This window comes from Bradyrhizobium sp. IAR9, assembly GCF_013408065.1.
GTDB lineage: Bacteria > Pseudomonadota > Alphaproteobacteria > Rhizobiales > Xanthobacteraceae > Bradyrhizobium.
In genome coordinates, this window is the sequence record NZ_JACBZW010000004.1 from 122041 (window position 1) to 134447 (window position 12407).

13 protein-coding genes are annotated in these 12407 nt (G+C 58.5%); 9 read left to right on the forward strand and 4 right to left on the reverse strand.

The features are described from left to right. Positions 1 to 99: 99 nt before the first annotated feature. Positions 100 to 447 carry a ferredoxin gene (locus tag GGD67_RS12865; RefSeq protein ID WP_179733207.1) on the forward strand — a complete coding sequence of 116 codons (348 nt, stop codon included), beginning with the start codon at positions 100 to 102 and terminating at the stop codon, positions 445 to 447. A 388-nt stretch (positions 448 to 835) separates the two neighbouring features. On the opposite strand, the gene GGD67_RS12870 is transcribed toward GGD67_RS12865, so the two are convergent. Next, positions 836 to 1579, reverse strand: coding sequence for an OmpW family protein (locus tag GGD67_RS12870; RefSeq protein ID WP_179733209.1), 744 nt, complete (start codon positions 1577 to 1579; stop codon positions 836 to 838). Between the two features lie 439 nt (positions 1580 to 2018). After that, positions 2019 to 2432, reverse strand: a complete 414-nt coding sequence (locus tag GGD67_RS12875) for an ArsC/Spx/MgsR family protein (protein ID WP_179733817.1) — start codon at positions 2430 to 2432, stop codon at positions 2019 to 2021. 558 nt (positions 2433 to 2990) lie between these two features. Here GGD67_RS12875 and nifH point away from each other — a divergent pair. The 8 genes from nifH (at position 2991) to GGD67_RS12915 (ending at position 10800) form a co-directional block, all read left to right on the forward strand. Beyond that, entirely contained in the window at positions 2991 to 3875 is an 885-nt protein-coding gene (nifH, locus tag GGD67_RS12880; protein WP_179733819.1) for a nitrogenase iron protein, read from the forward strand. A gap of 149 nt (positions 3876 to 4024) precedes the next feature. Further along, positions 4025 to 4846: a nitrogen fixation protein NifQ gene (locus tag GGD67_RS12885; protein WP_179733211.1), complete on the forward strand. Its 822-nt coding sequence runs from the start codon at positions 4025 to 4027 to the stop codon at positions 4844 to 4846. A 186-nt stretch (positions 4847 to 5032) separates the two neighbouring features. Next, the gene (gene nifV, locus GGD67_RS12890; RefSeq protein WP_409411345.1) at positions 5033 to 6223 is read left to right on the forward strand and encodes a homocitrate synthase; all 1191 of its coding nucleotides are present in this window, start codon (positions 5033 to 5035) and stop codon (positions 6221 to 6223) included. Positions 6224 to 6699: 476 nt separating this feature from the next. Continuing rightward, positions 6700 to 7041, forward strand: a complete 342-nt coding sequence (nifW, locus tag GGD67_RS12895) for a nitrogenase stabilizing/protective protein NifW (RefSeq protein ID WP_179733213.1) — start codon at positions 6700 to 6702, stop codon at positions 7039 to 7041. A 721-nt stretch (positions 7042 to 7762) separates the two neighbouring features. After that, positions 7763 to 8020: a hypothetical protein gene (locus GGD67_RS12900; protein WP_179733215.1), complete on the forward strand. Its 258-nt coding sequence runs from the start codon at positions 7763 to 7765 to the stop codon at positions 8018 to 8020. Positions 8021 to 8034: 14 nt separating this feature from the next. Continuing rightward, entirely contained in the window at positions 8035 to 9144 is a 1110-nt protein-coding gene (locus GGD67_RS12905; RefSeq protein ID WP_179733217.1) for an electron transfer flavoprotein subunit alpha/FixB family protein, read from the forward strand. An 11-nt stretch (positions 9145 to 9155) separates the two neighbouring features. Continuing rightward, the gene (locus tag GGD67_RS12910) at positions 9156 to 10463 is read left to right on the forward strand and encodes an FAD-dependent oxidoreductase (RefSeq protein ID WP_179733219.1); all 1308 of its coding nucleotides are present in this window, start codon (positions 9156 to 9158) and stop codon (positions 10461 to 10463) included. Between the two features lie 40 nt (positions 10464 to 10503). After that, positions 10504 to 10800 carry a ferredoxin family protein gene (locus GGD67_RS12915; protein ID WP_179733220.1) on the forward strand — a complete coding sequence of 99 codons (297 nt, stop codon included), beginning with the start codon at positions 10504 to 10506 and terminating at the stop codon, positions 10798 to 10800. Between the two features lie 232 nt (positions 10801 to 11032). Here GGD67_RS12915 and GGD67_RS12920 read toward each other — a convergent pair whose 3' ends face one another. Beyond that, positions 11033 to 11581, reverse strand: a complete 549-nt coding sequence (locus GGD67_RS12920) for a carboxymuconolactone decarboxylase family protein (protein ID WP_179733222.1) — start codon at positions 11579 to 11581, stop codon at positions 11033 to 11035. A 3-nt stretch (positions 11582 to 11584) separates the two neighbouring features. After that, positions 11585 to 12139 (reverse strand): peroxiredoxin, encoded by a 555-nt coding sequence (locus GGD67_RS12925; RefSeq protein WP_179733224.1) that lies wholly within the window; start codon positions 12137 to 12139, stop codon positions 11585 to 11587. Positions 12140 to 12407: the final 268 nt, after the last annotated feature.

Here is a 12407-nt window from a genome sequence, read left to right on the forward strand (position 1 = left end):
TCAATTGGTGGATGCGGCGTTTATTCGTAAGAGATTGTGGGGGATGTGCTCGCATCTTGTCTCTTCTCAGATGAACCCCATCGATCACAGGATAGGCGCATGAACTCAGAAACCGAATTCGAGCTTCCTCAACTTTATAGGCATCATGTCTTTGCCTGCAACACGCAGCGTCCGCCAACTCATCCGCACGGCAGCTGTGGCGCCTCCGGCGCGCAAGCCCTCTGGGATCGAATGGTCAAGACGATCGAAGCGGAAGGCCTCAACGATATTGGCTTCACGATGGCAGGCTGCCTTGGCTTTTGTAACTCTGGTCCCTTGATGGTCGTCTATCCCGATGGAGTGTGGTATCGCGCGACCACGCCTGAGGATGTCGACGAAATCGTAAACTCCCACCTCAAGCGGGGCAAACGTGTCGACCGTCTTGTGATGGTGTTAAAGCGAAGCTAGAGGCCGGTTAGCGGCCACTTGCCCGGGCTAGCAAGCATCGACGGCTTGTCCGCGATGAGCTGGCCGCTCGGAGGTCAGAGCGTCTGAGACTGAGCGTAGCATCACGCCCCGGATTTGAGAACAGCAAGTCATTGACGTTTCCGCGGCGTGCCGCCTTTCTTCTCCGGCCTAATCGGCAAATGGCGCCTTTTGCGCGCATGCTGGGCGATCTGTTTGTGTGCTGTCACTCCATGCCGCGCGATAATGGCTCTCCGCATCTCGCGAGATGAGGCGTCCTTGACGCGTCATCTCGCTCTGCTTGGACTGAGGTGAGATTAGGGGACGCGCTCGATGAACTCGCCGCGTCCGGATTGATCAAACGGACTCCCTTTCTGATCCTGTTCCAGCCTCAGAACTTGTAAGTGACGCCGCCGCTGACGAGCCACGGGTCAATGTTGGCGCGCCCGGTGACGGCAATCGTATTGTTTACGGTCGCGGAGTACTCCGGCCGCAGCCATAGCTTCTTCACGTCAAAGTTGAGGCCCCAGTTACGATCAAGCATGTAATCGAAGCCGAATTGGACCGCCGCGCCGAATTGGTTGCTGATGCGCAAATCCGTAACGGCAAGACCGACGAGCGACGTATTGGCTGCCGATTGGTTGAAGAATGCGGTGTAATTGATGCCCGCGCCGATATAGGGCTTGAGCGCGCCGAAATCGGTGAAGTGATATTGCAGGGTCAGTGTTGGCGGCAACAGCCAGGCTTTGCCGATATCGAGGCCGGTGAGCGCGCCATTGCCGCTAATGTGATGGCGGGTCACGCCGAGAATGAGTTCGGCGGCAACGTTTTTTGTGAAGAAATAGGTGATGTCGAGCTCGGGTATGGCTTGATCGCTGATCGAAAGCCCAGACCTTGGTGAGGACAGCGAGGGCGCCCCGGCGACGCTGACTGAGCTGCCTGCGGTATCCGGCAAAACGCCAAGCACGCGGAGGCGGATCATCCATGGATTGAAGGGTTCGATCGGGGGCGCTTTATAGTAGATCGACGACCGGCCCAGATCTGCAGCCTGTACCGGAATGTTGGCCAACGAGGCCGTTAGCGCGAGGAGTGATGCCCTCGTCAGAACTGTCCTTGTTCTCATCGAATTCTCCATTCCAAAATTCGCGCGAAGAGCCGCGCGAGATCTCTGTCACACACAGGGAATGGCGGAGGATTTGATGCCGATCAAAATGGGAGCGGGCAGAGCGCAATTAAGCCGCTAAGTTGCATAAGGATCACGGCCGCGAAGCTTGGAGATCTGTTCTGATTGTTATTCAATTCAAGAGAGCCGAGGCTCTTCAAGAAACCACCTCTCGGCTTGGTGCTCTGATCCAATCCAGGCCGCGGACGTCATGCGCGATAAGCGGCAACTGTCGCGGCCTCTCACAAGGGCGCGCGGCATTCTAGCGCAATATAGGCGATACCCATTACGGAACAGCCACTCGCGCGGGCCGTCTCAGCGAAGGTCCCGTGGCCTCTTGCCCGTGAAGGAAGCCGGAAGTGGGAAACGTCACCTTTAGCTTGTTGATGGGCTGGGGGACGCTCCGTTTTCCTCAGGTCTGCGGACAACGCGTGGGGTTTGCTTCGTGCAAGCATCCCTCGAGATCATCTTGCGTCTTGCGGCCAAGCAGCGACAGCACGGGCTCATGATCAAGTCCGGCACATCGTGCCCCGTCAACGTCGATCAGCGGTCGTCGTATCAGGAGCGGATCGCCGACCATCAATGCGAGTGCGCTTGCCGCGTCGGTAGTATCGGGATTGACTTCGCCTGACTTGGTACGTGCCGCATCTCGGTTGAACCAGGAGGCGACGGGCATATTGCCGAAGAAGCCGCGTAATTCCTCCGCATCCCATGGCTCCTTCAAGATGTCTTGGGCGATCACGTCGTGGCCGGCGGACTTCAGCGCTTGGATCTGACGCGCGTTAGTGGCGCAGCCGGGCTTATGATAAAAGATGATTGTCGCCACGATATACCTATGCAGGCGCGCTGAGCTGAACGATTGGCACGGCGCCGCTGCTTCGGGAGCCTGTTCAGTTTCTTTGCCGATCATCTCCAAAGTCAGCGCACCAAGCGCCGTACCATTGTATGCAACCTCGCGGCTGATGCGCCAGGCTTCGGGCCCGACCGGCATATTCACTGTCGTCAAATCGGAGCAAGTTCCGTTCCACACCTGAAGGCATCGGAACAGGTCGCCTCAAATCGGCTTTTCGCGTTGATGGTTGTGGTCGTTGTTAGTTTTCTGACAGCCGCGCAGGTCCTGTTAGATCCGAAACAGCCAGGACCTTGCTCACCGGCTAGTTGGTTTTCAGAAACGTAATCAGAAGCTTAAGGAGCGCGGTCAAGCGTTGGCACGGCGGTTGCTAATAAGCGGCAGCAACACTGAGTGAGGGCTGAGTGCACGCCGACGCGTAAGACGAGCGATGCGCTCCTTCCCTTGAACCCGTGTGCCCCCGTTTCTGCGAGAGAAACAAGCTCGCGCGCAAGAAGCGCGCAACTTTTGGCAAATCGGTTGATGGAGAGCAACATGTCTTCACTGAGACAAATCGCGTTTTACGGGAAGGGCGGCATCGGCAAGTCGACCACTTCGCAGAACACGCTGGCGGCGCTGGCTGAGATGGGTCAGAAAATCCTGATTGTAGGGTGCGACCCGAAAGCGGACTCGACCCGCCTGATTCTGCACGCCAAGGCGCAAGACACGATTTTGAGCCTTGCAGCGAGCGCCGGCAGCGTGGAGGACCTCGAGCTCGAGGACGTAATGAAGGTCGGCTACAAGGACATTCGCTGCGTGGAGTCCGGTGGTCCTGAGCCGGGTGTCGGCTGCGCCGGCCGCGGCGTCATTACCTCGATCAATTTCCTGGAGGAGAACGGCGCCTACGAAAACATTGACTATGTCTCATACGACGTGCTCGGCGACGTGGTTTGCGGTGGCTTTGCGATGCCGATCCGGGAGAACAAGGCGCAGGAAATCTATATCGTGATGTCCGGTGAAATGATGGCGATGTATGCCGCAAACAACATTTCCAAGGGAATCTTGAAATACGCAAACTCTGGCGGCGTGCGGCTGGGCGGTCTGATCTGCAATGAGCGGCAGACCGACAAGGAGCTGGAACTGGCGGAAGCGTTGGCCAAGAAGCTAGGCACTCAACTGATCTACTTCGTGCCGCGCGACAACGTGGTGCAGCATGCCGAGTTACGTCGCATGACGGTGCTCGAATATGCACCCGATTCCAAGCAGGCCGATCACTATCGCAATCTTGCGACCAAGGTTCACAAAAATGGCGGCAAGGGCATCATCCCGACTCCAATCTCCATGGACGAGCTCGAGGACATGCTGATGGAGCATGGCATTATGAAGCCTGTGGACGAATCCGTCGTCGGCAAGACCGCCGCCGAACTCGCGGCCTCGTAAAGGTCGCGAGTCGCGGTCTTGCGAAGGCGCGCGACGAATGCCGGTCTCCCTCACCGCCCATCCCGGGAGGCCGGCATTCTGACGATCGACCCTGATCAAAACCAGGATGCGGCAGCGCAAGACTGACCACTGTGGAAACCCGCAAAATTATGTCCGAAGCGCACCTCCTTCCGTTGATGGCTGCTTGTGCCGTTGATGCCAACAGCCAGATGCAGAGGGGAATTGCAACCTACAGCCTGCTCACCGGTGTGCCTCCTGCAGATGCCGATATTGCCGTTGACAGCAATTTCGATCACCATGTCCTGGCGTCCATCCTGGCGGCTGCCACAATGGATGGTGGTTCCCTTCCCGAGAAGGCCGGCCTGTCCGGCCTTGAACTGGTGGCCTTGCTGGAGCAGTACTTTCCCTCCCTTGAGATCAAGCTCGCGGAGCAGTTCTCGGCTTTCGAGTGCGAAGAGGACGACGAGATCGCAATGCTGCGCGATTTCTTGCTCAAGCAACGCTCGACTGAAGGGGATATCGGCCGATGGCTGGCTGCGATGATCGCGCGCCGCGCCATTGAGCCAGACCATCTGTGGGAAGCTCTCGGCTTGCGCAATCGTGGCGAACTCTCTCGGCTGCTGAGCCGCCATTTCGCGCCGCTCGCCTTGCGTAATGTCAACAATATGCGCTGGAAGCGCTTCTTCTACCGCATGCTTTGCGAGGATGAAGGCCTCGTGATGTGCACGACACCCGTGTGCACGCAATGTGTCGACTTCAACCTCTGCTTCGGCGAAGAAAGCGGTGAGAGCCGGGTGGCCAAGCGCCGGCGCGATTTTCTGTTGCAGGCGGCTCGGCCGGTCGTTGCCGGCGACTGGCCATCTGAACTGCCACAAGGGTCCGCGATCGCACCATCGTCGGAGAAAGCCTCGCAGGATTTGGTAAGCCGCCGGAAGGTTGAGGGCGCGGCTGACGCCGTTTCGAGCGAGTGACCATGTGTCCAAGGCGGCGGCGGGCTCAAGTGCTCCGCAACAATTCTCACATCCTGGCGCGCCGCAACTGCATTAAAGTTCGAACTCGGCGGGGCAATAGGCAAGGCGTCCGCTTCATGAGCCTGTCGCATTTACGACAATCCATTTGCTGCAGCTTGGGTAGGTCAAACAATGAGGGGCTCTCGCGTGATTGCCGCTAGCACCGCCGCAAAATCGTCTTGGTCCGACCAGGTGCGCGCCAAGCCCACCGTGCTCAACGACACGACATTACGCGACGGCGAGCAGGCACCTGGCGTTGCATTCACCACAGAGGAAAAGCTGGCGATCGCGCGGGCGCTGGCGCGGGCCGGAGTCACGGAGATCGAGGCGGGAACGCCAGCGATGGGCAACGAGGAGATCGCCGCCATCCGCGCCATTGTCGAAGCAGATCTTCCGCTGACCACCATAGGCTGGTGTCGGATGCGGGAATCGGATGTCGACGCGGCGATCGAAGCAAAGGTATCCATGATAAATATGTCGATCCCGACCTCCGATGTCCAGATCGGGGCCAAGCTAGGTGGTCATCGCGACCTGGCACTGGAACGGGTGAAGCGAGTGGTAGGCTATGCCTGTGCGCGCGGACTTGAGGTCGCCGTCGGTGGTGAGGACTCCTCCCGCGCCGACATCGATTTTCTCATCAGACTGATGGCAACTGCAAAAGCCGCGGGCGCGCGTCGCTTTCGTATTGCAGATACGCTCAGTGTGCTCGATCCCGACGCAACCTACGCGCTGGTCATGAATTTGCGTGCGACCACCGATCTCGAACTCGAGTTTCACGGTCACGATGATCTCGGACTCGCAACCGCCAACACGCTCTCCGCTATCAAGGCTGGCGTGAGCCACGCCTCGGTGACGGTCATCGGGCTGGGCGAGCGGGCCGGAAATGCCCCGCTCGAGGAAATCGCGGTCGCACTCAAGCAGCTCTACGGGCGCGAGACCGGCATCATACTCCCGGAGCTCGAGAACGTCGCCGCGGTGGTAGCAGCCGCGGCCGCACGTGCCATTCCTACGAACAAGGCCATCGTCGGGGAGCATGTATTTACGCACGAGTCCGGCATCCATGTCGATGGCCTTTTGAAGGATCAACGCACCTATCAATCGCTTGATCCCGTTTTGCTTGGCCGCTGCAACCGCTTTGTGATCGGCAAGCATTCCGGACTTGGGGCGATCACCGCGTTACTCGATGAACTGCAGCTCGTCGCCAGCCCCGATCAAGCCAGACAGATTCTGTCGCAAGTCCGCAAATATGCCATCGAGCACAAGCGGCCGGTCGAGCGCGAAACCGTGGCGGCGATCTGGCGCGACGTGTGCGGATTCTTGGCAAGCCACCCCGCGTGAAAAGCCGTGTCGAACAGCATTTGCGTCGACCATTCGCAAACCGACGCGCCGCAAGGACGGTGTTCGATATCGCTGATGGGCGTGAACGTCGTCCAGCTTTCGCGCGTCAGACCCCCTGGCGCGATCTCACCTCCAGATCTTACTTGCCGTTCCGCCATACATGCTGTGATCTCTTACCCAAGGGCGAGCCGTCCCCGGACCGCCAATCGGCGTCTTCTCACGGGGCTGATTTCCGGTCCGGCGACCGGCCTGACGAGCGTCAACCTCGATCGTGGTCTGGCCATTGATCCCAAATCTTTATCGGGACCGACGTCGTCACCGGCGTACCTGCTGATCTGGGCAGCGAAGTTGAGGGCTCGTTTTGCGGAGTCAGGCTTTGGCGATGTGCACCAGCTGTGCGAAGCAGGACAGCAGCAGTCAACAGGGACAACCCCATCTCATTTACCGTCGAGAGCTAATCCGAAGGAGAATTTTCCATGATCAACTCGTCCCCGGCAGCCCGTATCCTGGATCGGCTCAGCAAGGCCTCGTCGGCAGAGGATTTTTTTTTGCTACTTGGCGTCGATTACGACCCTAAAATCGTGAATGTCACGCGCCTTCACATCTTAAAGCGCATGGGACAATATTTTGCAAAAGAGCAATTTGCTGGTGTCGCAGAGCTGGAGATCAGAGCTCGGTGCAAGGCGATGCTGGAGCAGGCCTATGCCGATTTTGTGGCATCGTCACCGATCGACCAGCGAGTGTTCAAGGTTTTGAAGGATGCCGTCGCAGACCCTAAGAAGGCCACGGCCTTTGTCCCGCTGAGCGAGCTGAAGTGATCTCGCGCTCCACTGCAAGCAAGGTGTGCCCGACGGGGCGCCGTGGCAACCCGATGTCCGGCCTTCGTCTTTATCCGGGTCAACTCTCTGCAGCCGTCACCCGAGCGGCGGCTGTCGTATTCCCGACCCATGTCTGGACTGGTCGTGTCCACGGTATCAGCGGCTGTTTCAAGTGTCTGCCAAACCATTACTTTCGACTGACTTTCAATTGTTTTTGTAACTGGTACGACAATTGCTGTTGTCCTGCCGATCCGATCATCGATGCCGACAGATGGTAGTCGTCCGAGATGAGGTTGAAGGGAGACCCGTGATGCTGCGTTTAGTGCCTGCCGAGCCCTGCGCCATCATCTCGTGGCCTACGATCGCGCAAGGTCCGTTCGAAACGGTCTTACGCGATCAAGGCTCCGTATGAACCTTGAGATGGTGGTCAATGGATAAGTCGCCCGTTCGCGCTACACCTGGAGAGGGTATGCACAGCGTCGTCCGCATCAAATCGGTCCCCGATTCCGCTCAGATTTGTATCCATCTCATGGCGGATAGCAACATGCGTCAGGAAGAGGGCCAACGTCGCCCCATACGGGCTGTCCGCACTGGAGGCTCGGCATGGATGGCGTGACAGGTGCGTTGCCAGGATCGCCGTCGTCGTCACAGTCGATGTGGAGCCGCTGGGCCGAAAGTGAGGCGCAGGTGTTGCGGAGCGAACAGACTCGTCAACTCAGGCATGGAAGCGACCGGTCAGAATCACCGCGACGCCCTGGTCGCCGCGGTGGCGCTCGTCAAACGCGGCGCGCAAGCGGTCAGTGTGGAAGACGTCGCCAAATCCGGCCGGACCGGTACGTCTATCGCGACGACGCGTCTTGTTGTGAGGCCGGTCGGACCAAGCAGACCGGGCAGAGCAGCCGGCCACTTGCTGACCAAAAGTGATCTTCAGTTAAGGAAGCTAAAAAGCAACCTGTGGCGCGGGCGCGCCTATCTTTGAGGGGAATTTAGAGTATGAGCAATGTCACCAGAACGGCCATGCCGGCGCCGGCCGGCCGCGCAGCAGCCAAAAAAGAACTGCCGGAGCACTTCAAGGCGTACAAGCACGTCTGGGTCTTCGTCGAGCTGGAGCGTGGCCAGGTGAATCCGGTTTCATGGGAGCTCATGGGTGCGGGACGCAGGCTTGCCGACAGGCTAAAGGTAAATCTTGCCGCTGTCGTTATCGGTCCGGAGGGGCAGCACACACGTAACGCCGCGCTTGACGCCTTTTGCTACGGCGCCGATCTGGCCTATCTCGTGAGCGACAATGTTTTGTCGGATTACCGCAACGAATCCTACACCAAAGCGCTAACCGAACTCGTCAACACCTACAAACCCGAAATCCTACTGTTGGGGGCGACGACCCTCGGTCGCGATCTCGCAGGTTCCGTGGCGACGACCCTGTCGACGGGGCTCACTGCCGACTGCACCGCGCTGGAGGTCGACGCCGATGGTTCTCTTGCGGCGACGCGTCCGACCTTTGGTGGCTCGCTGCTCTGCACGATCTATACCTTGAATTATCGTCCGCAGATGGCAACCGTACGCCCGCGGGTCATGCCGATGCCTGAGCGCGTCGTACGCGATGCCGCTCGTATCATCGTCCATCCGCTCGGCCTTGTCGAAGATGATATTGTCACAAAAGTATTGTCGTTCCTTCCCGACCGCGATGCAGAAACGTCCAATCTGGCCTATGCCGATGTCGTGGTTGCGGGCGGCCTGGGATTGGGATCGCCTGAGAACTTTCGGTTGGTGCGCGAGCTCGCAACTCTGCTTGGCGCTGAATATGGCTGCTCGCGTCCTCTCGTGCAAAAAGGATGGGTTACGTCTGACCGGCAAATCGGCCAGACGGGCAAAACCATCCGGCCGAAGCTCTATATTGCCGCCGGCATTTCCGGCGCGATCCAGCACCGGGTTGGCGTGGAGGGCGCGGATCTCATCGTCGCCGTCAATACTGACAAGAACGCTCCGATCTTCGACTTCGCCCATCTCGCGATCGTCAGTGACGCCATGCAATTGCTACCGGCGCTGACGGCCGCATTTCGTGCCCGGCTTTTGCCGAATTCGCGCGCCCGTATCGCAGTCTAGAGGAGATGATGATGATTGAAGAGAGATTCGATGCGATCGTGGTCGGAGCCGGTATGGCCGGCAACGCGGCGGCATTGACCATGGCTAAACGCGGCATGAAGGTGCTGCAGCTCGAGCGGGGCGAATATCCCGGATCAAAGAATGTGCAGGGCGCCATCCTCTACGCCGACATGATGGAAAAGCTGGTCCCCGAGTTTCGAGAGGAGGCCCCGCTCGAACGTCACCTAATCGAGCAGCGGTTCTGGATGATGGACGATCGCTCCCATGTCGGCATGCATTACCGCTCGGAGGACTTCAACGAGGAACGGCCGAACCGCTACACGATTATACGCGCCCAATTTGACAAATGGTTCTCTTCCAAGGTGCGGGAGGCTGGCGCGACCGTGCTGTGCGAGACGACCGTCACCGAGCTCGCACGGGACGAGCGTGAAAGGATCGTCGGTGTTCGTACAGATCGCCGAGACGGCGAAATACACGCCGATGTCGTCGTGCTGGCCGAAGGGGTCAATGGCCTGCTCGGGACGCGCGCGGGTCTGCGCGCGCGCCCGACACCCGATAATGTTGCGCTTGCGGTGAAGGAAATGCACTTCTTACCTCGCGAGACCATCGAGGCACGCTTCAATCTCAAGGGCGATGAAGGCGTCGTGATTGAGGCGGCCGGTACCATTTCCCGCGGCATGACCGGAATGGGTTTCATCTATGCCAACAAAGAGTGCATTTCGCTCGGCATAGGTTGTCTCGTATCCGACTTCCAGCGCACCGGCCAGACGCCCTACGGCCTGCTCGATCAATTCAAGAGGCATCCCTCTGTGGCGCCCCTGATAGCAGGGTCCGAAGTCAAGGAATATTCGGCCCATCTCATTCCTGAAGGCGGTTATAAGTCGATCCCGCAGCTTTATGGGGAAGGGTGGTTGGTCGTGGGCGACGCGGCCCAACTCAACAATGCCGTCCATCGTGAGGGCTCCAATCTCGCGATGACTTCCGGCCGCATCGCCGCCGAAGCGATAGGTCTGGTGAAATCGCGCGGCGAGCCAATGAGTGCAACAAATCTGTCGATCTACAAGAAGATGCTGGACGATTCCTTCGTCGTCAAAGATCTAAAGAAGTACAAGGATTTGCCGCCCCTGATGCATACTCACTCACAAAACTTCTTTCTCACCTATCCGCAGCTCATCTCCAAGGCGATGCAAAACTTTGTGCGCGTCGATGGTACGCCGAAGGCTGAGAAGGAGAAGGCGACCCTGAAATCCTTTGTCAAGGCGCGGTCATGGACAGGTCTGTTCGGCGATGCTTGTCGTTTTGCCCGGGCCTGGCGCTGACCGCAACAGTGTGTGAAGTCCAACAATGGAAGGTCAAAGCATGAATGTCGAACCCTCAGTGCGCGTCGAAGACAAGCTGTATTACAACCGCTATCTTGTTGACGTCGGTTACCCTCACGTCAAGGTCCGGGCGCACACGACGCCATCGCCGCAGCTACTTGCACTTTTGAAAGCCTGCCCCGCGCGGTGCTACGAGCTCAACGATGACGGCCAGGTCGAGATAACAGTTGACGGCTGCATCGAGTGCGGTACCTGCCGCGTGATCGCCGAGCCCACCGGCGACATCCAATGGAGCCATCCGCGCGGCGGATATGGAGTACTGTTCAAGTTTGGGTGATGGTGGAACGAAGCGCCATGGTGCGACCGAGTTGGGCGACCGGATCTCACCGTATCTGTGGCGCATTCCGCGTCACATGCACGGCGCCTGGGATTCAAGCAAGACACTCTTCATGGGGACGCCAGGCAAGACATGACTTGCCGATGTCCGGCTCTTTCGGGAGCCACGAAGGACTGGTTGTGGCGTCACCGAGTGGCGCCACAACGCAGTCGATCTGATGGGAGAGGAAGGATCAGTCTCCCGCTTGAGAGGGGTTGGGCCCAGCGGCCTCGATTGCGATCGCCACTGACTGCATGATCGCGGCAAAGCGCACGGCGGTCTGGATCGCTTCGAAATTGACGCCCGCAGCTCTCAGTGTTTTCTCATGTGCGTCGATGCAGGCTCCGCAGCCGTTTATGGCAGAGACCGCAAGCGACCACAGCTCGAAATCGGACTTGTCGACGCCGGGATTGCCGATCACGTTCATACGAAGCCGTGGTGGCATCACCTTGTATTCCGGGTTGGAAACGAGGTGAGCAAAGCGGTAGTAGACGTTGTTCATCGCCATCACGGAGGCTGCGGCTTTCGCTGAAGCGATCGCCACAGATGTCATCACGGCGGACGCAGCCGATTCCATCGTGGCAATCAGGGCTGCATTGCGGGTGGCAATCGCGCTCGCCAGCAGCAGCCCGTATTTTCGTTGCGGCGAAAGCGTCTCATCCGCCACCAAGGAGGTCAAGTTAAGCCTGACGTCCTTCGCGAAATCGGGAATCCTGTCGCTTATTTGTTCGATCGACAACATGCCTCAAGCAACCTTCAATGTTTCGCCGCCGATTTCGCGGTTGCAGGGACAGAGCTCGTCGGTTTGCAGCGCGTCCAGAACGCGGAGCGTGTCCTTAGGGCTGCGCCCGACACTGAGGTTGGTCGCATAGACGTGCTGGATCGTGTTTTGGGGGTCAACAATAAAGGTGTAACGATAGGCAACCCCTTCGGGTGAACGCACCCCAAGACCATCGACGAGCGTTCCCTTTGTGTCGGCAAACTGCCATATGGGTAGATTGTGCAGATCGACGTGTGAGCGCCGCCAAGCGAGCTTGCAGAACTCGTTGTCAGTCGAACCACCCAGTACAACCGCATCGCGGTCGGCGAAATCCTTGGAAAGCCGGGCAAACTCAGCGATCTCTGTCGGGCAGACGAAGGTAAAATCCTTCGGGTAGAAGAAGATGATCTTCCATTTTTCTGGAAAGCTCGCTTCGGTCAGCGTCTCGAATGCACTCTGTCCTCGTTCCTCCTGCACTTGAAAACCGGGCTTCACTCCTGTGATTTCGAACGGCGGCAACTGACTTCCAATTCCGAGCATGCTGTCCTCACAAATTTGCTTATCTGTAGAAGGTGACTTCACTGTTGAAGCAAGCTATATGCCATCCGTTCTCAGGAGTAGATTCCAGCGGCTTTGATACAGGCAAGCCGCGCGCTCAGTGCGCCGATCAGCGAAAAATCTGGAGCCAAGCGATTCCTTGGCAGAACTCATGAAAACAGTCTTGCTTTGGGCGACCGCCTGAGATGTTCGCTTGCAAGCGTCTGGTCAGAGCCCGTTCTGCGTCCCTCAGAGCAAACTGCCTCATCTC

Bases quoted from the DNA above. Each gene is read 5' to 3' on its own strand.
- GGD67_RS12865 (WP_179733207.1), top strand. From the start codon at position 100: ATGAACTCAGAAACCGAATTCGAGCTTCCTCAACTTTATAGGCATCAT.
- GGD67_RS12870 (WP_179733209.1), bottom strand. From the start codon at position 1,579: ATGGAGAATTCGATGAGAACAAGGACAGTTCTGACGAGGGCATCACTC.
- nifH (WP_179733819.1), top strand. From the start codon at position 2,991: ATGTCTTCACTGAGACAAATCGCGTTTTACGGGAAGGGCGGCATCGGC.
- GGD67_RS12885 (WP_179733211.1), top strand. From the start codon at position 4,025: ATGTCCGAAGCGCACCTCCTTCCGTTGATGGCTGCTTGTGCCGTTGAT.
- nifW (WP_179733213.1), top strand. From the start codon at position 6,700: ATGATCAACTCGTCCCCGGCAGCCCGTATCCTGGATCGGCTCAGCAAG.
- GGD67_RS12900 (WP_179733215.1), top strand. From the start codon at position 7,763: ATGGAAGCGACCGGTCAGAATCACCGCGACGCCCTGGTCGCCGCGGTG.
- GGD67_RS12905 (WP_179733217.1), top strand. From the start codon at position 8,035: ATGAGCAATGTCACCAGAACGGCCATGCCGGCGCCGGCCGGCCGCGCA.
- GGD67_RS12910 (WP_179733219.1), top strand. From the start codon at position 9,156: ATGATTGAAGAGAGATTCGATGCGATCGTGGTCGGAGCCGGTATGGCC.
- GGD67_RS12915 (WP_179733220.1), top strand. From the start codon at position 10,504: ATGAATGTCGAACCCTCAGTGCGCGTCGAAGACAAGCTGTATTACAAC.
- GGD67_RS12920 (WP_179733222.1), bottom strand. From the start codon at position 11,581: ATGTTGTCGATCGAACAAATAAGCGACAGGATTCCCGATTTCGCGAAG.
- GGD67_RS12925 (WP_179733224.1), bottom strand. From the start codon at position 12,139: ATGCTCGGAATTGGAAGTCAGTTGCCGCCGTTCGAAATCACAGGAGTG.